Origin of the sequence: Asaia bogorensis (assembly GCF_900465345.1) — a bacterium.
Taxonomy (GTDB): domain Bacteria; phylum Pseudomonadota; class Alphaproteobacteria; order Acetobacterales; family Acetobacteraceae; genus Asaia; species Asaia bogorensis_A.
This window is the reverse complement of record NZ_UEGO01000031.1, coordinates 60,674-85,853: the sequence shown is the minus strand read 5'-3', so window position 1 is coordinate 85,853 and position 25,180 is coordinate 60,674. Positions and strand designations below refer to the sequence as shown.

Here is a 25,180-nt window from a genome sequence, read left to right as displayed (position 1 = left end):
TATCCGCGAGGTGTTTCAGGGTGGCTTACTTGGGCGACGGGTAAGACCATTAGCCGCGCCAGATGCGCGATGCATTGAGGAGTTTTTTCGATGGCCCAGGCACAGAATGACCAGATGCTCAACCTTCTTCGTGACACGATCGTTTCGCTCGTGCGCAAGGACGGCCCTGATCTCTCCGCGCGTCAGCTTGGTGTTTTTCTGACTTGCTATCTGCAGGATGGCGCCCACACGGTTCGCGGTCTGGCACAGGAGCTCAATGTCTCCAAGCCCGCCATTACGCGCGCTCTCGATCGTCTGGGCGAGCTTGACCTGGCGCGTCGCAAGGTTGATCCGCTCGATCGCCGCTCGGTTCTCGTGCAGCGCACGCTCAAGGGCTCGGCTTTCCTTCGTGAAATGCGCTCGCTCATGAGCGAAGCTTCGGGTACGGTCAAGCCGGCTGCCAAGACCGGTCGTGGCACGGTCGAGCGTATGACCGTGCGCCGCATTGCTGGCTGAACAGCTCAGGTTGTTCAGCAGGCGCATGCCTGATGATGGTTTCGAAAGCCGCCTCCTGAAAGGGGGGCGGTTTTTTTTGTTTGGGTGCCAGCGATCTGAGGGTCTCGGATAGTTTTGGCCGGTGTCTCCCATGACAGTGGAATCCGGCATATCCATGAAGGGGCGAAGCCATGACGCGCGAGTTCGACACGACTAATCTGTGTTTTCGGCTTCCTGCCCGGCAGGATTTCGAGGCCCTCGCGGACATGCGCGCCGACCCGGTCGTGACACGCTATACAGGCGGTCAGCCTGCGTCGCGCAACGAGTCCTGGGACCGGCTGATACGGTATCGTGGGTACTGGGGAATACTCGGCTACGGCTATTGGTGCGTGAAGGAACGCCTTACCGGGCGTTTTGTCGGTACGATCGGGTTTGGCGAGGCGAGGCGGGGAATTGAGCCGTCACTCGATGGCTATCCCGAGGCTGGTTGGGTGCTCGCCTCATGGTGTCACGGCAAAGGGTATGGGGGTGAGGGTGTGGCCGCCGCTCTTAACTGGCTCGACACCCAGACCGAGCACAGGGTCGCTCGCTGCATCATCGATCCGGATAATCTGGCCTCCATGAAGCTGGCCAGGCGATATGGCTTCAGGCCGCTGGCTCGAACCTGTTATCTGGGCTCTGATATTGATGTCCTTGAACGTCAGCGTGGCGGCGTCACCATTTGCCCAGATCCCGCGCCCGTGCCCGATGCAGAGTAAAGCCTGTCCAGAGCAGTTGCGGGGCCAGGACGAGGCTTGACTGAGCAGCAACGGGTAAGTGGGTCACGGCGGCAACTGCGCCCCATAGGGCGAAGGCCCAGTGCAAGAGGCTTACAAGCGTTGGGGAAACGCCGCTGCGCGCTGCGAGCTGGTAAAGATGGCTTCGATGGGCCTGTGCCAGCGGGTCACCTGCGATCGCACGGCGGATCAGCGTAAAGGCAACGTCATAGAGTACCCCACCCAGCATGAAGGGTACTATCAGGGGGTAGGGTGTTGCGCAGGCGGCTTCGATACCGAGCCATGCCAAAGTCAGTCCCGCACCCTGACTGCCGACATCTCCCATGAAGATACGCGCCTTGGGAAAATTGAAGGGCAGGAATACCAGGAGCGCGACAGCCAGAAGAAGCGCTGCATGGGTAAAGCCGGGTTTTCCAGCGTAGCTGAACAGGATCGAGAGTGCCAAAGCCGTCATTGCCATCACACCGGAGGCAAGGCCATTCAGGCCATCAATGAAGTTCAGGGCATTGGTCGTGAAAACGAGCCAAAAAAAGCCGATACCGATAGCAACAACTACGATGACCCAGCCCGGCACGAGATAATCGGGAATGTAAGGAAGAGCGTGTCTGCCCGAGATCACGTTGCCAGTCACGCCAGAGCCGAAACCCGGGAGTGAGGTGAGCGCCACGCCCGCCAGTGTCATCAGGGCGGCTACGCCCTGAACCCCCAGCTTGAGCGAGGCGCGATAGGAGTGGATATCGTCAAGCCATGAGAAGAAGGCGAGCAAGGCCACGGCGAGAAGAGGCAGAAGAAGCGCCGGGCCCGGTAGATCGCCCTGCGTCCAGAGTTGCGACAGGGGAAAGATAAGCAGGAACCCCGTGATGATGCCGATGCCACCACCTTTCGGAGTGGGGCGCGTATGCGAACTTCGATGGCCCGGCACATCCATGACCCCGACGCGAATCATGTGAAGAACAAGGGCAGCACTGATACAGGCCGTGGCAGCACAACAGAGGATCAGGGGTATCATCATCGGATCCAGAAATTTCTCAGCGGGCAGGGGCTGACGCGATGACTGCCCATCGCGACAAAAGTATTTTTGCGGCTATAAGTGCCGTGTGAACGCGAAGCAACAATCTCATAGCCCGGTCCCTCCATCCATGACGCGGCGTCATCGATCGCGAGGGCGCATTGCCGTCAATGTTCTGGCTGACGGTCTGATATCAGGACTCGCTGCCCCTGTAGCCCGTTTTCTGGCCGCCCCTCATGACGGATTGCTGCACCCGCTCTGGTTCATCATGGGCGGTGCCATCACATTGCTGGTCAGTGGATTGCCGTTTCGAATTCCCCAGCAATACTGGCGGTTTTCGGGCGTGGCCGACCTGCGTGGTATTGCTGCCGCTTCGATTGGCGGTGCTGCGCTTTTCTCAGCCATGTTGTGGGTGTCGGGCTTTCCCCTGCCATCGCCGACCTTTCCCCTGATCTACGCGCTTGTTCTTCTCGTTGGCCTTGGAGGCGGTCGTGTTGCCACGCGCCTTTACGGGACGGTGCGACAGCAGGCGCAGGGGCAGAAGCGTCGTGTTCTGCTTGCGGGCTCGGATCTGAGCGCTGACCTGTTTCTGCGCGCCTTGGAGCGTGTCTCAGACGCGCATTATCTCGTGCTGGGTCTGGTTACCCGCTCGCCGGGGCAACAGGGGCGGCGGCTGCATGGCGTACCGATTCTTGGTGTAACCGAGGATCTTTCCTCCGTGCTGGCGGAGATGGATAAGAACGACACCCTTCCTGACAGCGTGATCGTGACAGATCCCGAATGGCGCGGGTCGCAGCTCTCCGTCGTGCTCGATGCCGGGCAGAGCTACGGCATTGCGGTACAACGTGCCCCTTCGCTCACACGGCTGACCCCGGCCGAGGAAATCCAGATGCGTCCGATTGCGCTGGAGGACCTTCTGAACCGGCCTGAGGTCCCGCTGGATCGTGAAGGCATGGCACGTCTCATTCAGGGGCAGGTGGTCATGGTCACCGGTGCGGGTGGGACGATCGGTTCAGAGCTGGCCCGGCAGGTTGCCCAGTTCGGGCCTGCCACGCTGCTGCTGCTCGATCACGGTGAGTATGCGCTCTGGCAGATCGATCTGGAACTGTCAGAGCTGTTTCCCCATGTGCAGCGTCAGGTCATCGTGGCCAATATCCGGGAAGCCCAGCGTATTGACGAGGTGTTCGCACGCTATCGTCCGGCGCTCGTGTTTCATGCTGCGGCGCTCAAGCATGTACCGATTGTTGAAGCCAACCCCTGCGAAGGTGTGCTGACCAACGTGATCGGGACGCGGATCGTCGCCGATGCCGCTATCCGCCACGGAGCGCGGGCGATGGTCCTCATTTCCAGCGACAAGGCGGTCAATCCGTCGAGCATCATGGGGGCAACCAAACGCTGTGCAGAAATCTACTGTCAGGCGTTGATGGGCGAGGCTGAGGCAAAGGGCTCGCATTTCCGCTGCGTGACCGTGCGTTTTGGCAATGTCCTTGGCTCTACGGGGTCGGTCGTGCCGCTGTTCCGGCGCCAGCTGGAGCATGGTGGCCCGCTCACCGTCACGCATCCCGACATGACGCGCTATTTCATGACCGTGCCGGAGGCGGTAGGTCTCGTGCTTCAGGCCAGTGTGCGTGGCACAGCGTCCCGGCGTGAAGCCGATGAGACGGACCAGCGTCTGCAACGCGGCGGTATCTTCGTCCTTGATATGGGCGAGCCCGTTCGTATTCTCGATCTGGCACGCCAGATGGTGCGTCTGGCGGGGCTGAGGCCTGATGAGGACATCGCCATACGGTTTACCGGATTGCGCCCTGGCGAGAAGCTGTATGAAGAGCTGTTTCATGGGCGTGAGGCGCCGGTGCCGACCGATGCGCCGGGTCTGAAAATGGCAACGCCGCGGATGATTGATCTCGAAGCGGCCCGCACATTGCTGCGCCAACTCGAGGCGGCCAGCCATGCCGATGATATCGGGCAATCGCTGGTGATCATGCAGGAGCTCGTGCCCGAATTTGCGCATAACCCTCTGGGTGAGGTGCGGTATTCCACCCCGCCCATCCAGAAAGCCGAAAGCGCGAAGACTTCGGAAAACACGAACCCTGTGTCATAGTTACGGCATGATCGTGCGGGCGTGCTTCCCATGCGCCCGGCCAAAGGACACCGTCATTCGGGCTCTGCCGCGATTAACGGACCTCTGGTGATACGGGACCGGCCTCATGCGGCCGTCAATGGAAAAAAGGTGCCATGAGCGACAAAGCCCCCATCTCCTTTCTCGACCTGCCCAGACAACAGGCGCGCCTCGGCGCGCCGCTGAAGCAGCGGATCGACACAGTTCTCGCGCACTGCAAATTCGTGATGGGGCCGGAGGTCGAGGAGCTCGAAAAAAGGCTCTGCGCCTATAGCGGTGCGGCGCATGCGGTAAGCGTCTCGTCCGGTACCGATGCACTGCTTATGGTGCTCATGGCCGAGGAGATTGGTCCGGGCGACGCCGTGTTCCTGCCGGCCTTCACCTATACCGCCACTGCAGAAGTGGTGCTGCTGCTTGGCGCCACCCCGGTTTTCGTGGATGTGGATCCGGCAAGTTTCCAGATCGACTGCGTTAATCTGCGCGCCCGCATAGCGTCGATACGCGCGCAGGAGGAGCTTGAGCCTCGCATAATCATTGGCGTTGACCTGTTCGGTCAGCCTGCGCCCTGGGCAAACCTGCGCGGTATTGCCGCGCAGGAGGATCTGTTGCTTGTTGCTGACTGCGCCCAGGCCTTTGGCGCCTCTTTGAACGGTCACAAGCTGGGCCGCGAGGCAATGGCGACAACCCTGTCCTTCTTCCCGTCCAAGCCGCTGGGGGCCTATGGCGATGGGGGTGCCATCCTCACTGACGATGCCGAGCGTGCGGCGCTGTACCGTTCGCTGCGCACCCACGGCGAGGGGCGCACGCGCTACGAGGTTCTGCGTATCGGCCTCAATGGGCGTCTGGATACGCTTCAGGCGGCTATTCTTCTGGCAAAGCTCGACCGGTTTGAAGAGGAACTGGCCCGCCGCGACGCCATTGCACAGGCGTATGATGCGGCGCTTTCCGCTATTGTGCAGACTCCGGCACGGGTAAAGGACAGTGCAAGCGCATGGGCCATTTACTCCATCCTGCTGCCGGACGCCGCCACGCGGGATGCCTTGCAGGCGCATCTTGGCCGCCACGGGGTGCCAAGCGTCGTGTACTATCCGCGCCCGCTGCATGAGCAACCAGCTTATGCTGAGCATCACGACGAGACGGTATCGCTGCCAGTTTCGGAGACGCTGGGCTCTCGTATTCTGGCCCTGCCGCTTCATCCTGAACTGACTGACGAAGAGGTCAGCCGTGTAATCGGCGCTGTCTCGTCCTATTTCGCATCGTCAGAAACAGGTAGTGAGTCCGGTTCAGCCGATGCTGGGCAGGAGCACGGCGCGTGAGAAAAGAAACCCTCCTCGTTTTCGGATTTCTGGCGGTTGTTCTCTCGACGGTCGCGCTCATCTGGTATTTCGCATGGCCAGCTCTGCGGCCAGTACGGTTTGAGACCGTCTCTGATGTGACACTGACGATCGAGCAGACGAACCAGACGCGCAAGCTCGACGAGGCGGAAACCGCTCAGTTGAACGATTGGCTCCACAGCCATACGCATGGTTGGGCTCCGCTCACCTCGCCAGCTCCCTCGACCGGTGATGTGGTGATCAAGGCTCATCTGCCAGATGGTGAGCCGTTCGAGCTCGCGCTCTGGACGGGTATCAGCGGCGCTGACTGGAATGACACAGCCATTACGCGCGTGAACCCCAAGGCGCGCTTCAAGGTGCAGAGCTTCGACGATCAGGACTGGGCGCCGCTGCGTCGCCTGATCGAGGGGCAAGGCTTCGAGAAAACCGACGTTCCCTGAGGAGAAGCCTCGTGGCCTGTTCACCTGCAAGGGTGTTTAGGCCCATGCTTGGCACTCTGGCTTAACACCCGTGACGGTGCGCAGGCATAGTATGAGGCGTCGCGATTGCGACACCCATGGCCCGGCATGGAAGCATCCATACCGGACCAGCAGTGCGCGCGTTCAGGGCTGGCCCTGCGAGACCTGCTTTTCCCCTGTGCGAGACAGCCGGCCAGTCTCCGTGATGAAGCGATAGACCTCGGCACTGAACGGTGCCCTGGCTGTGTCTGTCTGCCAGTTTTCCATATCGGCATACATCTTTGCTGCCTTGTTCCAGTGGTCCTTGCCCAACGCATCAACCATCGGCTGTTGCAATGTCATCCATTCATTGAGTAGCGACAGGGCTTGCGGCGATCCCGGTGCAACGCCCTGTTTGATGGCGTCTTCAACACGGGTGATCAGCGCCGCCCAGTTCTGCTCATAGGCGGTGCGTGTCTCTCCTGGAAAGAGTCTGGTCCCGAGCGCCTGCCAGCGATCCCATTCTTCCTCAGTGAAATACTGTTTTGTGACGGTTCTGAGATCCTGTTGTGTCATGATGGTCTGTGCCTCCTTGATAAGGGAACAGAGCCGGTCAGCATCAGGTGGTTCGCGTGTTTCGAGCAGATCGGACATATGCCGCAGACGGCGCAGCATGGTCTCGATCTCTCTTTGCTTCGCGCCAAGATGCAGGATCTGTGTTTCGATCAGGCTCCGGGCGTCCAGAGAGGGGGCAATCATGACCGCGGAGATTTCCGATAGCCGGTACCCTGCCTGCCGAAGCAGGAGAATCTTGGTGATCAGGTTCACTTCCGGCGCGCCGTAGACACGACGACCTGCCTCGGTTCGGCGTGGGGTGATCAACCCTTTTTCCTCAAGATGGCGCAAGCTGCGTACCGACAGCCCGCTTTGGACAGCCATTTCGCCAATTGATCGATCACGCATCACGATGCCCCTCTCTATCGTCCGGCATCACCATGCGATGCTGACACAGTGTGAGGAGCAAGAGGTAAATACACTAAGGTCGACGAGTGATATTTAAGTGTAGAGCCGCGCGCAGCCTGTGGCATCACTCCGGCTCGCAGGCTGGACTGACGGGGTGATAATACGCCCCGTCAGTCAAGGGTCAGGCGTGCTGTTGTTTCCCGCTCTCGCTCGAAAGCGGCGCATCACCCATGGTTTCGCCCGTACGCATATCATCGGCGAGCGGTGCCGTGCCCTTGTCACCAATGGCAAGCAGGGCTGCGGTAAGGGGGGAGGCCAGAATAAGGCCCGGTACGCCCAGAATGGTGCCGAACACGGTCTGGGAAAGAATTGCTAGCGCTGGCGGCATATGAACGGCGTGACGCTGGATCAGGGGGGCGAGCACGTTGCCCTCCAGGAACTGGATGACGCAATAAAGCCCCGCCACCATGAGGCCGGTGCGCGTGCCCTGGGAAAGGGCGATCAACACAGCCGGTATCGCGCCGAGAATCGCGCCGATATAGGGGATGAAATTGCAGAGTCCGGCAACAACGCCAAGGGCCATCGCAAGGGGAACGCCAAGAAAGCCCAGCCCGATACCCGAGGCCAGACCGACGGCAAGCATGTCAAAGGCCTGTCCGATTGTCCAAGACCACAGCGCCGTGCCCGCCGTCAGAAGAAGCTTGCGGGCCTCCGGGCGATGGCCCTCGGGCACAAGACGTAGCAGACCATCCACATAGATGGCGGGGGACAGGGCGAAATAGAGTCCGGCAATCAGGATCACGGCAATCGTGCCGAGCAGTCCGAACGCGCTGCTCAGAATACCCGTTACCGAATTGGCCAGACCGGCACCGAGGGACGGGCCGCTGCCAGCCTCGTTCCCACCAAGCGATTTGGGCAAGTGATCAAGGGCAAACTGGCCCCATGTGCTGGAGCCCATTTGCTCGCGTATCTGACCATACTGCGTGATCAAGGCCTGCTTCAGCTTGACGAATTGGTCACCAATCTGCGGGCCACTGAAGAAGAAGAGAGCCGCGATGGCGAGCAGGATTGTCAGTGCCACCAGACCCACGGCAAGCTGGTAAGGCATACGGGCCTTGTCACGCAGGATACGCGCCAGCCCGTGCAGGATCACAGCAAACAATGTGGCGGCAAAAACCACCATCAGCACGTCGCCAATCAGCCAGATGGCGAGCACGGCAACTGTAACGATGAGAGTAAAACGCAGGATCCGGAAGATCCGTGTCAGTTCGCGCCCCGCGCCGTGGGCGTCGTCATGATGGGTTTCAGACATCGTCTCTCTTGTTTTTAAAAATCTGTCTCGTTGTAACGGAAAGCCCTAGCTTCGGTTCGCCTCGTCGATTTCGGCTTCTGCGGCCAGCCAGCGTTCCTCTGCCGCCTGCTCCTCAAGACGCAACGCGGCCAGCCTTGTGTTCAGCTTCGTGATTTCGGCTGTATCGCTTTTTGCATAGAGTGCCGGATCGGCCAGACGCGTCTCGATTTTCTGGCGTTCCTTGCCAAGCTGTTCCAGCAAATGCTCGGCCGCCTTGGCTTCCTTGCGCAGGGGCGCCAGAGCCTTTCGCTGTTCCGCACGGTCTCGGCGCTGATCCTTCCTGCCGGCGCTGTCCGGTTCGCTCTCCACCCGGCTGTCGCTGGCGGCCTTGCGTGCCCGTTCGATCAGCCAGCTGCGATAGCCGTCCATATCGTCATCGAACGGCGTGATCGTTCCCTCATCGACAAGCCAGAGACGATCAGCCACGGATTCCACCAGATGGGAGTCATGGCTGATCAACACGACAGCGCCCTCGAAATCGCATAGGGCGCGAATCAGTGCGTCGCGTGCATCGAGATCCAGATGGTTGGTCGGTTCGTCCAGCAGCAGAAGGTGAGGGGCGTTGCGCGTGGCGAGGGCAAGCAGGAGGCGCGCTTTTTCGCCGCCTGAGAGGTCGCCCACCCGGGATTCGGCCTTGCCGGCATCAAGGCCGAACCGGTCGAGCTGTGCGCGCACGGCGACGGGCGTCGCATCGGGCATGGCGCGGCTCATATGGTCGATGGGTGTATCGCCCAGCACGAGCTCGTCACCCTGATGCTGGGCGAAATAGCCAATGCGAAGCCTTGGAGAGTGGTTGACGCGGCCTGAGATGGGGTCGAGACGCCCTGCCAGCAATTTGGCGAAGGTCGATTTACCTTTGCCGTTCTGGCCCAGAAGCGCGATGCGATCGTCAAGATCGAGGCGGCAGGACAGGTTCGACAAGACAGCGCGCCCGTCATAGCCAACGCTGACATTTTCCAGCGACAGCATGGGCGGGGGAAGAGGCGCGGGCTCCGGGAAGGAAAAGCGGGTGGGACTGTCCTCCACAACAGAGTCGATCTGGGGCAGACGCGCCAGTGCCTTGAGGCGGGCCTGAGCCTGTCGGGCCTTGGTGGCTTTGGCCCGGAAGCGATCGACGAAAGACTGCATATGCGCACGCTGCACAGCAAGGCGTTCGGCTGCCCTGTTCTGCTGCAGGGCCTGCTCGGTGCGTATGCGGATGAATTCGTTATACCCGCCAGGAGTAAGGCTCAGCTTGCCCTTGTCCAGATGCGCGATGGAATCGACCACACTATCGAGCAGGGAGCGATCATGGCTCACGACGATGGCCGCACCCGAGAAGGTCTTGAGCCAGTTTTCGAGCCAGATGGTCGCCTCGATATCGAGATGGTTCGTGGGCTCGTCCAGCAACAGCAGGTCGGGGTTCAGGAACAGGGCTGTGGCCAGCGCCACGCGCATGCGCCAGCCACCGGAGAAGGACGAGACCGGGCGTTGCTGGGCTGCATGATCAAAACCCAGCCCTGAGAGAATGCTTGCTGCGCGGGCCGGGGCCGTATGAGCATCGATGACGAGCAGACGCTCATGAATATCGGCGAGGCGAGAGGGATCATGGGCCGCTTCGGCCTCGTGCAGCAGGCGCGCGCGTTCAAGATCGCCAGCCAGAACCGTGTCGATAAGGGAGGCATCCCCCTCGGGCGTCTCCTGCTTGACGCGCCCCATGCTGGCCCGGTTGGAGAGCTGTATCGTGCCCCCATCGGGGTGCAGATCACCAGCAATGGCGGCAAGCAGCGTTGATTTGCCGGCGCCATTCCGGCCGACCAGCCCCACCTTGCGCCCTGGGTCGATACTGAGTGAGGCATTGTCAAGCAGGACACGACCGGCAATGCGCAGGGTCAGGTCGGTGATGGTCAGCAGGCTCACAGTTTCTTCCCTGGCAATATGGAGGCGTTTTGATGCCAAGCGGACTATCAGGAAGTCTTGTTTTGCTCTAGGGGAAGGGCGTTCACCGCTTTTCTTTTTTAATGCAGGAGATGCCTCATGGCCCTGGAACGCACCCTTTCGATCATCAAGCCCGACGCAACCCGCCGCAACCTGACCGGCAAGATCAATGCCGTGTTCGAAGGCGCTGGCCTGCGCATCGTCGCCCAGAAGCGCATCAAGCTGACCGAAGACCAGGCCAAGGCCTTCTACGCTGTGCACGCCGAGCGTCCGTTCTATGGCAGCCTCGTTGCTTCCATGCTCTCCGAGCCGGTTGTCGTGCAGGTGCTGCAGGGTGACAACGCTGTGGCACATCATCGCGAAGTCATGGGCGCAACCAACCCGGCACAGGCTGCCGAAGGCACTGTGCGCAAGCTCTATGCCGAGAGCATCGAAGCCAACTCGGTGCATGGTTCGGACAGCCTCGAAAATGCAAAGAACGAGATCTCGTTCTTCTTTGCCGAGACGGAAATCCTGCCGTAAGGCAGTTTGCATCAAGGCAGGTAGAAAAGGCGGCTTTTCAGCCGCCTTTTTTTTGGTCTTTTTTCCCGGGCAGAGGCATGCGCGACATTGGCTCTGCCATCCTCTTGCGGAAATGCGCTCGTGCCATTCGGCCGTGATCGACGCAAAGCCAATGGCGGCTATTAACGCTTTGTACAACGATAACCCGAATAATCTGTCAGACTACGCTCGATTTGATAAATCAAGCAGGTGGCAAAGTGGTATGAGACTTGAGGTTACGTAATCACATTGAAATTACGCAAAGCAGAGAATTCGATGGTAACGATAAGCATTAATAAAAATGATGAATCGACCGATAATATCTCGATATATTCCGACAATATCATTCCATTTCCGTCGCGAGTTGCTCCTGTTGGGGTAGAACCGCTCGAGATCGTCGATCCTGATATTTCCATCTACGCACCAGATGGCCGAAAGCTGGATAAGCTTGGGCTCTCGGCGGATGAGTGCTGCTACATCCTTCCTCCGGGCGTTCAGGTGATTTGCCTCAAGCGAAATGAAAGAGAGACTGTTGCCTCCGGGGAGAGTGCTGTGCTGCCAGAGTCGGTTCCGGTGCGTGTCATCCTGTCCGAGAGCGACGCAGTGACGGAAATCGGTATGGTCAATGCGGAGGATCCTGCTTCGGCGCATGAAGCGAAACAGATCACGCACTGGATCGAGCCGGGTCATAAGCTTTTTCTTGCCCGGCAATCGCCCGATCATGTGGCCATGCTCTCCCTGCGGCTCACATTGTCAGAGCCTTCATACAAGCGTGATCCGGGTGGAGATATGCATGAGCAGGATGATCAGCGCGGCTCTTGACCCAGCGCGTTCAGGTCATCGCAGAGCGGTTGCCCAGTGTGTAACGCGGCGCAACAGGCGTCCGTCAATCGCGGCCAGGCCTGCACCGATCACGCATAGCCCGGCCAAAGCGGTCCAGCCGGGTCGCTCGCCCAGAAAGAGCATTCCGAGAATCAGTGCCATTACGGGAAGCAGGAACGTGACGAGCGAGAGATTGGTGGCGCCAGACGTGGCAAGGAGCCTGAAATAAAGAACGAAGGCGCCAGCCGTACTGAGCAGGGCAATGCCGGCAAAGGCCCCCCATACGGCTCCCGAGAGCGGAGGAAGCGTCCATGGGTGATCGACCAGCATGGAGAGCGGCAGGATCATGATTGTGCTGGCGGTGAGTTGCCCGGTGGCAATCTGCAAAGGCGGCAGACCACGGAATTGTCGTCCATATACGCCTCCGAACCCGTAGCTTAGCGCAGCACCAAGGCAGGCCAGTTCTCCGGTGAAAGAGCCTTGAATTCTACCTCCCGTTAGGGCAGGCGCGATCAGAATGCCAACTCCGCAGAAGCCCAGGACGATGCCGGCAACCTTCCCCCAACGCATCTTCTCGTCATGGGTCAGAAAATGCGCAACGATGATGGTGAAAACCGGCGTTGTGGCATTCAGGATCGCTGCCAGACCGCTGGAGATGCGGGTTTCACCAAATGCGATCGCGGTGAAGGGGATCACGTTATTCAGCACTCCCAGAAGGAAGAGCCTCAGCCAGAGTGAGCCATCCAGCGGCAAGGTAGAGCGGCGGATGATCAGGAAAAGATTGAGCACCAGAGCCGCCAACCCGACCCTGCCCAGAACAACACTGAAGGGCGGTACAGCAGAAACGAGGATCTTGAAAAAGAAGAACGAGCCGCCCCAGAGAAGAGCGAGGATCAGCAGAAGCGACCACTCTTTTGGCCCCATATGGTTCTGGTGTTGCCTCTGCACGGATCGTCCCCCTTTCCTAGTCTACGGAGTTGTCTTTTGGCACGGGTGCGGGTCAACCGCATCCTCTATGAGAGGAACGTCTTTCGGACGATCGCCGATGGGGAGCAGAGTCCCTGGTCTTCTCCAGCGTCGCGGGAGGGCCTATTCAGGCCGGGGGTATGAAGCCGATGGATCCAATAAGCAGACTGGGAGCGCGTATTTGTATACTTGGCCCTTCCAATAGCGGGAAATCCACGCTTGCGCTGCGTTTGGGCACGGCGTTTGATCTCCCCGTGGTCCATCTGGACCTCCTGCGATATCAGTATGGCAATTTCAGCACATTGAGGCCGCTTGACGCTTTCCACACTGATCACTCGCGGGCAATTTCGGATGACCGCTGGGTGATCGAGGGAAATTACTCTTCCTGCCTGGAAGACCGTCTGGCACGAGCGACCGGGTTGATCCTGCTGGACGCGTCAACCTGCCTCAGCCTGTATCGTTACCTGCGTCGCTGTGCACGTCCCGGCCAACGTATAGGAGGGTTTGCGCGCGACACCTGCGAACCCGTCAGTTTCGCGATGCTGAGTCATATCGTCGGGACGACGAGGATGAACAGGCGTCGCTATCGAACGATCTACGCCCGGTCGCGCCTGCCAAAATGCTTCCTCCCGACACCTCGTGCTGTGGATGAATTCTGTCGGCACGCAGGATTGTGAGGAGGCATCATGGCGGCCCCCGATTTGACAGCGCCTGTGCCTGCCAAATCTTGTGGTCGATTTATCACTCTCACTTCATGCGCGATCGACTGGGCGTGTGGTGGCGAGCGGCTTGTTCCCCAGGCGGCTCGCATTGCTGGTCGGTCCTGCCATCATGGTCTCTTCGATCTTCTCAAGAGAGACCCCTCTCGTCTCAGGGATGTAGCGCAGAACGAAGACCATCGACCCGAGACAGAGCCCGGCAAAAAGCCACATGGAAAAGGCACCGTGGAAAGCCTCGTTCAGAGTGTGGTTCCCCGCAAGCATGGGGAAGCCTTGCGCCACCACGAAATTCATCACCCAGTTCGATGCGACGGCCAGGCTCATGCCAATCGAGCGGATACGGTTCGGGAAGATTTCCGAGACGAGAATCCATGCGACTGGCCCCCAGGAAAGGCCAAACATGAGCATGTAAAAGAGAAGGCCGAGCAGGGCGAGAAGTCCGGAATCCTGTCTGTAGAGCGCGACGGACGAGACCAGAAGGCCGATGGTCATGCCGAGCGACCCCCACAGGATCAGCGGACGTCTCCCCTTGCGATCGACAATCCAGGCACCAATCATACCCCCAATGAGGTTGGCCACCCCAATCCAGATGGTCTGGAACAGGGCATTCTGTAGGCTGCCGCTTGTCGTGCTCAGGAGCATCGGTGCGTAATAGACAACGATATTGATGCCCGTGAATTGCTGCAGGCCTGCGACCATGGCACCCGCAAAGACGATCCATCTTGCGCGGCGGTCGCGAAGCACCGTCATGAGCGCAGGTCCCTGGCGGGTATGCTGCGTCACGGATTCCCGTATCTCAGCGATGAGCGAGCGTGCATGGGCCTCGTTTGAGATCCGGCTCAGCGTCTTGAGGGCATGGGACTCGCGCCCACGGATCATGTGCCAGCGTGGAGATTCCGGAATGAGGAAAATCGTCGCGCAAAAGACGAGGCACGGAACAATCTCCGAGCCAAGCATCCAGCGCCAGCCCATTTCCTCAAGCCAGGCAGTGCTCGCACGGGCAGCGATCAGGTAATTGACGACATAAACGATCAGCGCGCCCAGAACGATGGCAAACTGCTCCATCGACAGGGCCCGACCGCGCATGTCCTTTGGCGATACCTCAGACATGTACATGGGCGACACCGCAGAGGCGATGCCAACAGCCAGCCCACCTAAAATCCGGTAGATGACGAACTGGGTGAAATCAGGCGCAAGGGCTGCACCAAGCGACTGCACAGAAAACAGGATGGCGCAGATAAACAGCGCCATCCGGCGCCCGAGCGTGTGAGCAAGCCACCCCGAGCTAAAGGCCCCTATGATACAGCCCAGTATAACGCTGGAGACAGCCCAGCCGGTTGCTGCATCGCTCAGATGGAAATGGGCCCGTATCGGCCCGATGGCCCCCGATATGACGGAGGTATCGTAACCGAAGAGAATACCGCCCAGCGCGGCTACCGCGCAGATCCGGAGCACATAGGAGACATCGTGGCGCTCGGAGGTAACGCCGACGAATGACTGGATCCGTCTCATGCCCGTGCTCCATTTGCCGAGAAAGCGGCTTCGATTGAGGATGCACGGTGGGTCTCGCATGAACGATGCGAGGCAGGGGAGGGAATAGGAGGAATGATCATAGGGCGACCCCAAGATGACATTAAGTTAACGTCTGGAGCCTAGCCATGCGCCTGCGGAAGCGAATGCGAATTCCGATGGTTTTACATCAAGGCCGGACTGTGACCCTCTCATCGCCCGGGACAGGATCAACGCAGTATCACCGGGGCACGGTTCTGCGTGTTGCAGGTGATAGGTCTGTCAGGAGGAGTGTTCGTCATGCGCACTGCGTTGCACGGTATCACGAGTTTTCACTCGAATTTATTGACCGATATCCGCCTTGCCCACGAAGCAGGGTTTGACGATATGGAAATATTCTATCCCAAACTCGCCCGCTATCTCTCATGTGGCGGCTCGATCGCCACTGTGCGAGAGATGGTGCGCGATGCCGGGATGGGCATAAGCCATGTGAGCGCGCTCGATCACATCGAGCGTCACGATGCGCCTGGGCGTGCAGCCCTGATGGAGGAAGCGGTAAAGATCACGCGTGAGGCGCATGATCTGGGGGCAGGAACGGTCATGGTTCTTCCGCGCAATGGTGCCGATCATCTGTCAGAGCCCGAGCTCATGGATGTCATGGTGCAGAATATCGCCTCAATTGCCGCGATCGGGGGCGATTGGGGGGTGCGATACATGATCGAGTTGCCGGCCTTCACCCGTTTCCGGACCTTGGGCCAGGCGAAGGAGGTCATCGCCCGCGTGGGAGCGCCCAATGTAGGGGTGGTGGTCGATTTCTGGCACTTCCACGGTTCTGGAGCGGTCCCTGCCGATCTCGATACCTTCGACTCCGCAAGAATCTTCGGAGTGCATTTCTGCGATGGGCGGCTTCCGCGTCCCGGCGAGGCGTGGGACGAGACAGTGTTGCGCGACTGCATGCCGGGGGAGGGGGAAATCGACCTTCCAGGATGGTGCGATGCGGTCAGACGCAGCGGCTATGACGGGCCATGGTCGGTGGAACTGATCAGCCCGGCACTCTGGGAGTGTGACCCGGCTTTTCTGTTGCCGCGCCTTCAGGGCCTGCTGCGCGAGCATATGACAAGTGATTGAGCCTTGCAGACCCTCATCGCAGGCAGGCGTTGCCCTGCCTGCTTGATCTGGCCTCTGTGCGACTGAGATGCTAGGAGCGGCTTATCAGGATCGTTTCGCAGAGAGAGTAATGCAGGCAGACCCCCACCAGGCAGGTATCGTCACAGCATCCGTGCTGCCCCTTGGCGCCTACCGGGTTGCCGTCCTTATTCCCTGTTACAACGAGGAGGTCACCATCGGAGGTGTTGTGCGCGATATGCGTGCTGCCCTGCCGGATGCGTGCATCTATGTCTATGACAACAACTCGAGCGACCGCACCGTTGCGCTGGCAAAGGAGGCTGGTGCAATCGTCCGTCGTGAGCGCTTGCAGGGCAAGGGCCATGTCATCCGACGCATGTTTGCCGATATCGAGGCCGATTTCTATGTGCTGATTGACGGTGACGGTACCTATGAGGCGGCTGCGGCCCCGCAGATGGTGCGTATGGCCCTCGAAAACGGACATGATACCGTCATGGGTGTGCGCGTTCATGAGGCTGTCGCCGCCTATCGTCCCGGCCATGTGCTGGGCAACAAGGTATTGACCGGTCTGGTCGTGAGCCTGTTTGGTCGGGGACAGTCTGACATGCTGTCCGGCTATCGTGTCTTCAGCCGCCGTTTCGTCAAATCCTTCCCGGCGTTATCGTCGGGGTTTGAAACCGAGACGGAATTCACAGTGCACACCCTGCAGCTGAACATGTCGATGGGTGAAGTCTCGACACGCTATATCGAGCGGCCAGAGGGGTCGTTTTCGAAACTGAATACCTATCGCGACGGCTTTCGTATTCTCGGCACAATCGTCAATCTGCTCAAACAGGAACGCCCGTTTCTGTTTTTCGGCGCTATTGGCCTGTTTCTCGCTGTGGTCGGTGGCTTGATCGGGCTTCGCTCGGTCCTCGATTTTGTCGAGACCCACACCGTGCCGCATCTCCCATCTGCCGTGCTGGCCACCGGGTTCGAACTTCTGGCCGCCTTGTCGCTGGTCTGTGGGCTCATTCTGAACAGTGTTGCGCTGGGACGACAGGAGAACAAGCGTCTCGCTTATCTGGCCCTTCAGGCCCCTCCCTGCGTAGATCTCTGACGGATCGCGCCATCACTGTCACCAGCCCGGTCACCTCCGGGCATCCATTGCGCTTTCCCCGGAGGATGAAATCTTGCTTTCTACCTTGAGATCAGCCCTGGCGCTTTCGCCAGTGCGTGTCTTCCTGTTTTTCGCCTCCATGATGGGGCTCGCCTGCGTCCTGCTCATCCCGCCCGGTCAGATGCCTGATGAGCGCAACCATTTTGCGCGGATCGTTCAGATCGCCCAGGGCGGTTTTGTCGGCATCAAACTCGATGCAGCGCAGGCCGGGGGCTATCTGCCCGCCAATTTCCCTTCTGAGGCGGAATTGCTCAACAGTTTGCGTTTCCACGCCGAAAAGAAGGTGGATATGGGCGAGCTGTCTGCTCTGGCGGAACGACAATGGGACAATCATCGTAGCTGGGCTTCTTTCGGCAACACAGTGATCTATGCACCTGTCACCTATCTGCCTGGTGCAGTCGCCACCTTTATTGGCCGCCATACGCGGGCGACGATCATCCAGACCAGCATCATGGTGCATGTCGTCAATGCCGTGATCAGCATTGCGCTCTGCACGCTGGGCATCGCGCTTGCGCGACGCGGGGTGCTTTATCTGATGCTGCTCGCCAGCTTGCCCATGGTGATGGCACTGAACGCATCAGCGTCTCAGGATGGTCTGATCTTTGCGCTCGCTTTGCTCACGGCCTCGCTGCTCACTCGGATCAGCGCACTCAATCCGGGATCAACGCGATTCTGGATTGGTATCACCTGTCTGTTCGCCGTTTTGACAGTCAGCAAGCCGCCCTTGTTGTTGTGCAGCCTTATCCCGCTAGGGCTGTTTCCGGCGCGGGAATGGCTGGATGCGGGACGTCGTAAATATCTGGCGGTGGCCCCTTTCGTGGCCAGCATTGTGGCGTTTCTGATCTGGCAGCATTTCGGCATGACCCCGACCAAAGTGCAGTTCCTTGATGGGTCAGGCACGTCGGATAGTGGTCAGGTGCATTGGGTCCTCACCCATCCTCTCTCGCTGCCGATGCTCGCCTATACGACGCTCAAGGTGAATCTCGGTCACAACATTCACGAGTTCATCGGGGTGCTTGGTTGGCTGGATACGCTGTTTCCGGCCTGGTTCTATCGCCTTGTCTATGTGACGATTCTCGCTACGCTCTGCTTTTGTGCCTATCCGGCGATCAGAAACCGGGGTTTGGCACAAAACGGCAGAACGGTTCTTGTGACGGTGCTTGCGATGCTGCTCGCAGTCGGCGCTGTCTATTTCTCGCTCTATGTGATCTGGACCCCGGTAGGTGCGCCCATCATTGATGGCGTTCAGGGTCGCTACTTCCTGCCGATTGCGCCCTTTCTGGCTCTATTGTTTCCCCTCATGCCAAGGGCAGGCCAGCTTTCCCCGTCGGAAAGCACACAGCGTTGGGCCATGCTGGGTATGACCGCTTTCCTGTGCTTCGACCTTGTAACGCTCACGAGCGTTCTGGCATCACGTTTCTGGTAAGGGAGCGCCCTGCTCTCCGAACCTGTAATACGCAATAAAAAAGCCCGGCGTGACCGGGCTTTTTGGTCGCAGGAGGGCGCCTTATCGGGCTTTCAGAAACGCTGCGAGCGCTTCGGGGTAGAGGCGATGTTCCTGCTCCAGAACGCGCGCCGCGAGGGTGGAGGGTGTATCGCCTGGCAGAACCGGCACCTCGGCCTGGCCCAGCACCGGGCCTTCATCCACACCATCAGTGACCAGATGGACCGTGCAGCCATGACGGGTATCGCCCGCCGCCAGGGCGCGCTCATGCGTATCCAGACCGGGATAGGCAGGCAGCAGGCTTGGATGGATGTTGAGCATGCGGCCGGCCCATCGTCCGACGAGATAAGGGGTCAGGACGCGCATATAGCCCGCAAGGCAGATCACCTCGATTCCTGCCTTTTCGAGACAGGCCTCAATGGCCTTCTCGTGTCCTTCGCGGTCTTTAGGGAAAAGACGGTGATCGATCGCTACAGCGTCCAGCCCTGCGTGTCGTGCGGTCTCGAGCCCCGGCGCATCCGGGTTATTGCTCAGCACAAGGGCAATGCGCGCCGGATAATCCGGTCGCGCACAGGCCTCGATCAGGGCATTCATATTGCTGCCGCGCCCCGAGATGAAAACCGCAATGGGAGTTTTATGGACAGCCATTGTTTCGCTCATAGGGCGAAATCAACCTGGCCATCCAGTGCATAACGTGGGCCATTGGCGGTTACGTCACCGATGCGATAGCCTTTTTCGCCGCGGGCTTCGAGCATGGCCAGAACCTTCTCGGGCTCGGGCGTGATCAGAACCATACCAATGCCGCAATTGAAGACCTTGAGCATCTCGTCATGCGCAACATTGCCCGTGGTGGCCAGCCAGCGGAAGACCGGGGGCACAGGCCAGGTATCGGCTTCGATCTGTACGCCCAGACCCTCTGGCAGGACGCGCGGCAGGTTCCCGGGCAGGCCACCACCGGTGATGTGCGCACAGCCATGCAGCAACCCGGCATGATGCAGGGCCATGACCGTTCGCACATAAAGCGCGGTGGGGCGCAGCAGCGCTTCGGCGAGCGTGCTGCCCGGCTCGAAGGGGGCTTCGCTGTTCCATTGCAGACCGCTCATCGCCTTGATGCTGCGTACCAGCGAATAGCCGTTGGAATGAACGCCGGTGGAGGGAAGGGCGATCAATGTGTCGCCTTCGGTGATGCCGGCGGGAAGCAGGGCGGAACGTTCGGCAGCGCCAACGCTGAAGCCGGCGAGATCGTAATGCCCGGAGTCATACATGCCGGGCATTTCGGCAGTTTCACCGCCGACCAGTGCGCAATCCGTATCGCGGCAGGCCTGCGCAATGCCCTTCACGACACGGGCAGCATCTTCAACAGCCAGTTTGCCGGTTGCCAGATAGTCAAGGAAGAAAAGCGGCTGAGCGCCCTGCACCACAAGATCATTCACACACATGGCCACCAGATCGACGCCGACCGTATCATGCTGACCGCTCTCGATGGCGACCATGAGCTTTGTGCCCACACCATCGGTGCAACTGACGAGGATCGGGTCGGTAAAGCCGGCTGCCTTGAGGTCGAACAGCGCGCCGAAGCCGCCCAGACCACCCATTGTGCCCGGCCGGTCGGTCGATTTTGCTGCGGGCTTGATCGCCTCGACCAGCGCATCACCGGCCTCGATATCGACGCCGGAATCGCGATAGCTTGCTGAAGGAGAAATCGGATCGGTCATGCTGTCGCCTCGCTCGAAAAACCTGGCCGGTTGCGTTAGTATCTGTCCTTCTAATGGAGCCGACCCGGCTCGGAAAGGACCGGAACGGCTATTGAATGGACAAAGAAGCGGGAATTGACGGATTGGCGCCGGGCAACGCCGCCGCGCAACTCGCGCTGGCGCTGCGGCCGCCTGCAAGCGTCGCGGCCCGTCACTTCATTCCGTCGGCCTCCAACGCCCAGGCGCGTCACTGGCTGAACCAGACCGGCTGGCCCGATCGCAGGCTGCTGCTCTGCGGTGACGACAGTTGTGGAAAGTCGCATCTTCTGCACATCTGGGCGGCGAGGCGTCAGGCGCACGTTGTCGATGCGGCGACGCTGGATATGGCGCAGGTGGTCGAGATTGCGGGGGCAGCCCACACCACGCTGGCGCTCGATCATCTGGAGCGCGTGACATCCGAGCGTGCCCTGCTGCATCTGCTCAATCTGGCGCGTGAACAACGCACGACCCTGCTTATCGCTTCGCGTTATGCGCCTGTCCGTCTGCCCATCGTTCTGCCTGATCTGGCAAGCCGCTTGCGGGCCATTACGGTGGTGCCGCTTCTGTCGCCTGAGGATTCCCTGCGTTTTGCCCTGCTTCTGCGCCTGATTGCAGAGCGTCAGATGATTGTCTCCAAGCCGATTCTCGATTGGCTCATGCACCATCTGCCGCGCACCTGCGATGCGATTGTGAGCGCGGTCGACCGGCTCGATCAGGCTGGGCTTGCTCATAACAGGCCACTCACGCGGGTCCTTGCACGACAGGCCCTGTCGGGACTGCTGGATGAGCCAGCCCCCGGCGAACGCTGAACCTGACCGCTCAGGCCATCACCGGGCCGGAACCTTTTATGATGATTGGGTTAAGGGGTTTGACGCGCGCTGCTCACGGGCCGATGTTGTTACTTCTCATTGGACAGAAACAGGAAACGTAGCGCGTGACGTCGTCTTCGGAAAAGGACTCAAAGCCCGCCCCCTCCAAGGCACCACGCGCCACACGGGCGAAAGCCCCAAGGGCGACGCGTGCCACGCGTGCCGTAGCCCGTATTCCCGACCCCGGAATCGTGACCTCACCGACGCGGTTCATCAACCGTGAATTATCCTGGCTCGATTTCAACCAGCGCGTGATTGAGGAGGCGGAAAACAGCCGCCACCCGTTGCTGGAGCGTCTGCGCTTTCTGTCGATCAGTGCCAGTAATCTGGATGAATTCTACTCGGTGCGTGTGGCGGGGCTTGTTGGTCAGGTGCGCGAGGGGCTGGTCGCCCCCTCGGCTGATGGTTTGACGCCAGCGCGCCAGCTGACGAGCGTGCGCCGCAGCGCGGCGAAGCTCTTTGCGGCACAGCAGCGCATCTGGCGCCTGTTGCGCGGTGAACTGGCGCAGGCGGGGCTTCGCCTGTGCACGCGTGAGGAACTGACAGACGCCGAGCGCGAGAGCATCGCCGCCAAGTTCGAGAACGAGATCTATCCTGTTCTGACGCCGCTTGCCATCGACCCCTCGCACCCCATGCCGTTCATTCCGAATCTTGGAATGGCGTTGGCACTACGCCTCAATGACCCGACGATCCCGGGGTTTTCGATGGATGCGCTCATTCTGCTGCCCCAGCAGATCGACCGTTTCATACGTCTACCCGCGCCGCACAAGGAGGAGCCGGATATCCGCCCCGATGTGCGCTTCGTGGCGCTCGAGGACGTTATCCGGCTGCACATCACACGTCTTTTTCCCGGGATGGAAATTGCCGAGGGCGGGGTGCTGCGTATCATCCGCGATTCGGATGTCGAGTTTGAGGACGAAGCCGAGGATCTGGTGCTGTCCTACGAGACAGCGCTCAAGCAGCGTCGCCGCGGTGTGGGTATCCATCTTGCCCTCGACGCCTCCATACCGGAAAGCATGGGGCGTGAGTTCGCTGAAGAACTCGACGTGGCACGTGACGATGTTGTGGTTCAGCCCGATATCATCGGAGTGGTCGATCTCAAGCAGATGATCGTATCTGATCGCCCTGACCTGCTGTTCAAACCCTATACGCCGCGCTTCCCTGAGCGAATCCGCGATTATGACGGCGATTGCTTCGCAGCAATCCGCGCCAAGGATATCGTGGTGCATCATCCCTTCGAGAGCTTCGATGTGGTGGTGCAGTTTCTCAAACAGGCAGCGCTTGATCCCAACGTGGTGGCAATCAAGCAGACGCTTTATCGCACGTCGCGGGACAGCCCCATTGTGCGGGCGCTGATTGAGGCCGCAGAACTGGGCAAGTCGGTCACGGCGATGGTTGAGCTGCGGGCGCGCTTTGACGAGGAAGCGAATATACGCCTCGCACGGTCGCTCGAATCGGCGGGCGTCCAGGTGGTGTTCGGCTTCACCCATCTCAAGACGCACGCCAAGCTCAGCCTCGTTGTCAGGCGAGAAGCTGGTGGCCTGCGGTCCTACGCCCATTTTGGTACGGGCAATTATCATCCGATCACGGCACGTATCTATACGGATCTCTCCTTCTTCACCTGCGATCCCCAGCTCGCGAGCGATTCGGCCAAGCTGTTCAACTACATGACGGGTTATGCGACCCCGGTGGATATGGAGGCGCTCGCTTTTGCCCCCATCACGCTGCGTGACACGCTCATGGACCTGATCGAGGGGGAGATCGCTCATGCCAAGGCCGGACGCCCTGCCAAGATCTGGCTGAAGATGAATTCCCTGGTCGACCCGGCCCTGATCGACGCGCTCTACCGGGCATCACGCGCCGGGGTGAGGGTGGTCGGAATCATTCGGGGTATCTGCTGCCTGCGCCCCGGTGTGCCGGGCCTTTCGGAAAATATCGAGATCCGTTCGATCGTCGGTCGGTTTCTGGAACATGCGCGTATCTTCGCGTTTGGCAATGGTCATCGGATGCCGTCGCACAAGGCCAAGGTCTTCATTTCCTCGGCTGACTGGATGGGACGAAACATGGATCGTCGTGTCGAGGCGATGGTGCCGATCTTCAATTCGACCGTTCATGCCCAGATCCTGGGTCAGATCATGACCATGGATTTACGTGACACACTTCAAAGCTGGGTGCTTTCCTCGCGTGGGGATTGGCATCGCGTATCTCCGGGGGCTAATCCCTTCTCGGCGCATGAATATTTCATGCATAACCCTTCGCTCTCCGGGCGTGGCTCGGCAGCGAGGGAGAAACCGCAGGATAAGGATGCGGGCCGTCGTGAACGGCCCGAGCGTATCCGCGAAGATTGAGGAAGAGGGTAGAGTGACGGGTACTGACGCGCCAAAGGGCCATCATCGCGCCGCCATCGTCGATCTGGGATCGAATTCGGTCCGGCTGGTCGTGTTCGAGGGCGTCACCCGTAATCCGATCCCGATCTTCAATGAAAAAGCCACGCTGCGTCTGGGGCGCGGGCTTGAGCAGACGGGCCGCCTGAATGAGGAGGGGCTGAGACTCGCACGCGATGTCATGACCCGCTTCAATGCCATTGCGCGCGCAATGGATGCCCACCCCTTTGAGGTGCTGGCGACGGCTGCGGTTCGCGATGCCAGCAACGGGCGCGAATTTGTCGAGACGCTGCATGAGTGCATGCCCGACGTGCCGATCCGTATCCTCTCGGGTGAGGAGGAAGCGGATTACGCAGCGACCGGCGTGCTCTGTGGTTTGCCGGATGCAGATGGCGTTGTCGCTGACATTGGCGGTGGGTCGCTTGAACTGATCCGTGTGGCAGGGGGCCGGCATCATGAGGCCTGCACCAAGCCATTGGGGGTGATACGCCTGTCTGACCGTTCTGGCGGTGACCTCAAACGGGCGCGTGAGGTGGTGGAAGCCGATCTTGACGATGTGGCGTGGCTGCCTGCCCTGAAGGGCAAGCCGCTCTATCTGGTTGGCGGCGCCTTCCGCGCCCTGGCCCGGTTGCAGATTGCCCGCACGCATTACCCGCTCAATATCGTTCATCTCTATACGCTGGGTGCCGATGAGGCGCGCGAGATGGTGACATGGCTGATCGATACCCCGCGCAAGATGCTGGAAAAAGTACCCGGCTTTCCGCGCAAGCGTCTGGATGATGTCCCGTTTTCCGCAACCGTCCTGCGACGCCTGATGCGTATCGTGCAGCCATCACAGATCATTTTCAGTGTCGATGGCCTGCGTGAGGGCTGGTATATGCGCAAGGTCGGGCAGGAGGTTGCTGCACTCGACCCCTGTCGTGCGCTGGCTGATGAAACCGCTCATCGTCTGAGCCGCAGCATGGAGCTCCCCGATGATCTCGTGCGCTGGACAGAGCCGTTGTTCCAGCATGAAACGCCGTCCGAAACGGCATTGCGCGACATGGCCTGCCGTATGTCTGATATCGGCTCATTCGATCATCCCGAATATCGTGCAGCCCAGACCTATCTGCGTATCATGCGTATGCATGGCGTTGGCTTCGACCACCAATCACGCGCCTTCGTCGCCCTGACACTGGCGGTCCGTTACGAGGCCGACCCGGCCGATCCCCTTATGGAGGTCTCGCATCGTCTGCTCTCACCTGATGATTGCGACCGCGCCGTGCAACTCGGCTTTGCGCTTCGCCTTGCCTATACGATCTGCGGTGGCACGTCGGCGCTTCTCAAGAATACCTCGCTCTCGATCGAGGACGGCATACTCTGGCTGAGCCATAACGAGCAGAGCAGCTTTGCTGCGGGCGGCGGGGTGAAGCGTCGCCTTGAGCGACTGGGTCAGAGCATGACTCTTTCGGCGGCGACGCGTGCATGCTGAGGGGCGGTCGGAATCTGTCCCTCTTTCCCCGATCAGATCGAGCTCTGCCGCGCGTCATC

Annotated in this window: 22 protein-coding genes; 14 read left to right on the top strand and 8 right to left on the bottom strand. The window is 60.0% G+C overall.

Annotated elements, in window-relative coordinates; translation table 11 throughout:
* Nucleotides 1-90: 90 nt before the first annotated feature.
* The gene (locus ED655_RS10645; RefSeq protein ID WP_023978412.1) at nt 91-495 is read left to right on the top strand and encodes a MarR family transcriptional regulator; all 405 of its coding nucleotides are present in this window, start codon (nt 91-93) and stop codon (nt 493-495) included.
* Between the two features lie 170 nt (nt 496-665).
* On the top strand, nt 666-1,232 hold the full coding sequence (locus tag ED655_RS10640) for a GNAT family N-acetyltransferase (RefSeq protein WP_122050134.1): 567 nt from the start codon (nt 666-668) through the stop codon (nt 1,230-1,232).
* On the opposite strand, the gene ED655_RS10635 is transcribed toward ED655_RS10640, so the two are convergent.
* Nucleotides 1,189-2,262 carry a glycosyltransferase family 4 protein gene (locus ED655_RS10635; protein WP_122050133.1) on the bottom strand — a complete coding sequence of 358 codons (1,074 nt, stop codon included), beginning with the start codon at nt 2,260-2,262 and terminating at the stop codon, nt 1,189-1,191. The genes ED655_RS10640 and ED655_RS10635 overlap by 44 nt on opposite strands.
* A 127-nt stretch (nt 2,263-2,389) precedes the next feature.
* Between ED655_RS10635 and ED655_RS10630 the strand changes: the two genes are divergently transcribed.
* The 3 genes from ED655_RS10630 to ED655_RS10620 all read left to right on the top strand — a co-directional run bounded on the left by ED655_RS10630 (nt 2,390) and on the right by ED655_RS10620 (nt 6,152).
* Nucleotides 2,390-4,360, top strand: a complete 1,971-nt coding sequence (locus ED655_RS10630; RefSeq protein WP_122050132.1) for a polysaccharide biosynthesis protein — start codon at nt 2,390-2,392, stop codon at nt 4,358-4,360.
* Between the two features lie 134 nt (nt 4,361-4,494).
* Nucleotides 4,495-5,694, top strand: a complete 1,200-nt coding sequence (locus tag ED655_RS10625; RefSeq protein WP_122050131.1) for a DegT/DnrJ/EryC1/StrS family aminotransferase — start codon at nt 4,495-4,497, stop codon at nt 5,692-5,694.
* On the top strand, nt 5,691-6,152 hold the full coding sequence (locus tag ED655_RS10620) for a hypothetical protein (protein WP_122050130.1): 462 nt from the start codon (nt 5,691-5,693) through the stop codon (nt 6,150-6,152). Before ED655_RS10625 ends, ED655_RS10620 begins: the two co-directional genes overlap by 4 nt.
* Before the next feature lie 162 nt (nt 6,153-6,314).
* On the opposite strand, the gene ED655_RS10615 is transcribed toward ED655_RS10620, so the two are convergent.
* From ED655_RS10615 to ED655_RS10605, 3 genes are all read right to left on the bottom strand, one after another.
* Nucleotides 6,315-7,112 carry a MerR family transcriptional regulator gene (locus ED655_RS10615; RefSeq protein ID WP_122050129.1) on the bottom strand — a complete coding sequence of 266 codons (798 nt, stop codon included), beginning with the start codon at nt 7,110-7,112 and terminating at the stop codon, nt 6,315-6,317.
* A 181-nt stretch (nt 7,113-7,293) separates the two neighbouring features.
* Nucleotides 7,294-8,424: an AI-2E family transporter gene (locus ED655_RS10610; protein ID WP_122050128.1), complete on the bottom strand. Its 1,131-nt coding sequence runs from the start codon at nt 8,422-8,424 to the stop codon at nt 7,294-7,296.
* 45 nt (nt 8,425-8,469) lie between these two features.
* The gene (locus tag ED655_RS10605; RefSeq protein WP_122050318.1) at nt 8,470-10,362 is read right to left on the bottom strand and encodes an ABC-F family ATP-binding cassette domain-containing protein; all 1,893 of its coding nucleotides are present in this window, start codon (nt 10,360-10,362) and stop codon (nt 8,470-8,472) included.
* Nucleotides 10,363-10,479: 117 nt separating this feature from the next.
* Here ED655_RS10605 and ndk point away from each other — a divergent pair, with 117 nt between their 5' ends.
* A complete protein-coding gene (ndk, locus tag ED655_RS10600) occupies nt 10,480-10,902 on the top strand; it encodes a nucleoside-diphosphate kinase (RefSeq protein WP_023978403.1) in 423 nt (140 codons plus the stop codon).
* A gap of 570 nt (nt 10,903-11,472) precedes the next feature.
* Nucleotides 11,473-11,742, top strand: coding sequence for a hypothetical protein (locus tag ED655_RS15600; RefSeq protein WP_162993487.1), 270 nt, complete (start codon nt 11,473-11,475; stop codon nt 11,740-11,742).
* A 15-nt stretch (nt 11,743-11,757) separates the two neighbouring features.
* Here ED655_RS15600 and ED655_RS10590 read toward each other — a convergent pair whose 3' ends face one another.
* Nucleotides 11,758-12,690, bottom strand: a complete 933-nt coding sequence (locus ED655_RS10590) for a DMT family transporter (RefSeq protein WP_240993624.1) — start codon at nt 12,688-12,690, stop codon at nt 11,758-11,760.
* A gap of 272 nt (nt 12,691-12,962) precedes the next feature.
* Here ED655_RS10590 and ED655_RS10585 point away from each other — a divergent pair, with 272 nt between their 5' ends.
* The gene (locus ED655_RS10585; protein ID WP_205836029.1) at nt 12,963-13,385 is read left to right on the top strand and encodes a P-loop NTPase family protein; all 423 of its coding nucleotides are present in this window, start codon (nt 12,963-12,965) and stop codon (nt 13,383-13,385) included.
* Nucleotides 13,386-13,460: 75 nt separating this feature from the next.
* Here ED655_RS10585 and ED655_RS10580 read toward each other — a convergent pair whose 3' ends face one another.
* On the bottom strand, nt 13,461-14,939 hold the full coding sequence (locus ED655_RS10580) for a sugar porter family MFS transporter (RefSeq protein ID WP_122050125.1): 1,479 nt from the start codon (nt 14,937-14,939) through the stop codon (nt 13,461-13,463).
* 297 nt (nt 14,940-15,236) lie between these two features.
* Here ED655_RS10580 and ED655_RS10575 point away from each other — a divergent pair, with 297 nt between their 5' ends.
* From ED655_RS10575 to ED655_RS10565, 3 genes are all read left to right on the top strand, one after another.
* The gene (locus ED655_RS10575) at nt 15,237-16,064 is read left to right on the top strand and encodes a sugar phosphate isomerase/epimerase family protein (RefSeq protein ID WP_122050124.1); all 828 of its coding nucleotides are present in this window, start codon (nt 15,237-15,239) and stop codon (nt 16,062-16,064) included.
* A gap of 109 nt (nt 16,065-16,173) precedes the next feature.
* Nucleotides 16,174-17,160, top strand: a complete 987-nt coding sequence (locus ED655_RS10570; RefSeq protein WP_122050123.1) for a glycosyltransferase — start codon at nt 16,174-16,176, stop codon at nt 17,158-17,160.
* Between the two features lie 73 nt (nt 17,161-17,233).
* Entirely contained in the window at nt 17,234-18,646 is a 1,413-nt protein-coding gene (locus tag ED655_RS10565) for a DUF2142 domain-containing protein (protein WP_162993486.1), read from the top strand.
* Nucleotides 18,647-18,727: 81 nt separating this feature from the next.
* On the opposite strand, the gene purN is transcribed toward ED655_RS10565, so the two are convergent.
* Both purN and purM read right to left on the bottom strand, forming a co-directional pair.
* Nucleotides 18,728-19,312 carry a phosphoribosylglycinamide formyltransferase gene (gene purN, locus ED655_RS10560; RefSeq protein WP_122050316.1) on the bottom strand — a complete coding sequence of 195 codons (585 nt, stop codon included), beginning with the start codon at nt 19,310-19,312 and terminating at the stop codon, nt 18,728-18,730.
* Between the two features lie 8 nt (nt 19,313-19,320).
* Nucleotides 19,321-20,379 (bottom strand): phosphoribosylformylglycinamidine cyclo-ligase, encoded by a 1,059-nt coding sequence (gene purM / locus ED655_RS10555; RefSeq protein ID WP_062164814.1) that lies wholly within the window; start codon nt 20,377-20,379, stop codon nt 19,321-19,323.
* A 95-nt stretch (nt 20,380-20,474) separates the two neighbouring features.
* Here purM and ED655_RS10550 point away from each other — a divergent pair, with 95 nt between their 5' ends.
* The 3 genes from ED655_RS10550 to ED655_RS10540 all read left to right on the top strand — a co-directional run bounded on the left by ED655_RS10550 (nt 20,475) and on the right by ED655_RS10540 (nt 25,121).
* On the top strand, nt 20,475-21,206 hold the full coding sequence (locus ED655_RS10550) for a DnaA/Hda family protein (protein ID WP_122050121.1): 732 nt from the start codon (nt 20,475-20,477) through the stop codon (nt 21,204-21,206).
* Nucleotides 21,207-21,439: 233 nt separating this feature from the next.
* On the top strand, nt 21,440-23,614 hold the full coding sequence (locus ED655_RS10545) for an RNA degradosome polyphosphate kinase (RefSeq protein ID WP_231944704.1): 2,175 nt from the start codon (nt 21,440-21,442) through the stop codon (nt 23,612-23,614).
* Nucleotides 23,571-25,121: a Ppx/GppA phosphatase family protein gene (locus ED655_RS10540; RefSeq protein ID WP_122050120.1), complete on the top strand. Its 1,551-nt coding sequence runs from the start codon at nt 23,571-23,573 to the stop codon at nt 25,119-25,121. Before ED655_RS10545 ends, ED655_RS10540 begins: the two co-directional genes overlap by 44 nt.
* Nucleotides 25,122-25,180 lie beyond the last annotated feature (59 nt).

Excerpts from the sequence above, each read along its gene's own strand:
- ED655_RS10645 (WP_023978412.1), top strand. The coding sequence starts at position 91 with ATGGCCCAGGCACAGAATGACCAGATGCTCAACCTTCTTCGTGACACG.
- ED655_RS10640 (WP_122050134.1), top strand. The coding sequence starts at position 666 with ATGACGCGCGAGTTCGACACGACTAATCTGTGTTTTCGGCTTCCTGCC.
- ED655_RS10635 (WP_122050133.1), bottom strand. The coding sequence starts at position 2,262 with ATGATGATACCCCTGATCCTCTGTTGTGCTGCCACGGCCTGTATCAGT.
- ED655_RS10630 (WP_122050132.1), top strand. The coding sequence starts at position 2,390 with ATGACGCGGCGTCATCGATCGCGAGGGCGCATTGCCGTCAATGTTCTG.
- ED655_RS10625 (WP_122050131.1), top strand. The coding sequence starts at position 4,495 with ATGAGCGACAAAGCCCCCATCTCCTTTCTCGACCTGCCCAGACAACAG.
- ED655_RS10615 (WP_122050129.1), bottom strand. The coding sequence starts at position 7,112 with ATGCGTGATCGATCAATTGGCGAAATGGCTGTCCAAAGCGGGCTGTCG.
- ED655_RS10610 (WP_122050128.1), bottom strand. The coding sequence starts at position 8,424 with ATGTCTGAAACCCATCATGACGACGCCCACGGCGCGGGGCGCGAACTG.
- ndk (WP_023978403.1), top strand. The coding sequence starts at position 10,480 with ATGGCCCTGGAACGCACCCTTTCGATCATCAAGCCCGACGCAACCCGC.
- ED655_RS10580 (WP_122050125.1), bottom strand. The coding sequence starts at position 14,939 with ATGAGACGGATCCAGTCATTCGTCGGCGTTACCTCCGAGCGCCACGAT.
- ED655_RS10575 (WP_122050124.1), top strand. The coding sequence starts at position 15,237 with ATGCGCACTGCGTTGCACGGTATCACGAGTTTTCACTCGAATTTATTG.
- ED655_RS10570 (WP_122050123.1), top strand. The coding sequence starts at position 16,174 with ATGCAGGCAGACCCCCACCAGGCAGGTATCGTCACAGCATCCGTGCTG.
- purN (WP_122050316.1), bottom strand. The coding sequence starts at position 19,312 with ATGGCTGTCCATAAAACTCCCATTGCGGTTTTCATCTCGGGGCGCGGC.
- purM (WP_062164814.1), bottom strand. The coding sequence starts at position 20,379 with ATGACCGATCCGATTTCTCCTTCAGCAAGCTATCGCGATTCCGGCGTC.
- ED655_RS10550 (WP_122050121.1), top strand. The coding sequence starts at position 20,475 with ATGGACAAAGAAGCGGGAATTGACGGATTGGCGCCGGGCAACGCCGCC.
- ED655_RS10540 (WP_122050120.1), top strand. The coding sequence starts at position 23,571 with ATGCGGGCCGTCGTGAACGGCCCGAGCGTATCCGCGAAGATTGAGGAA.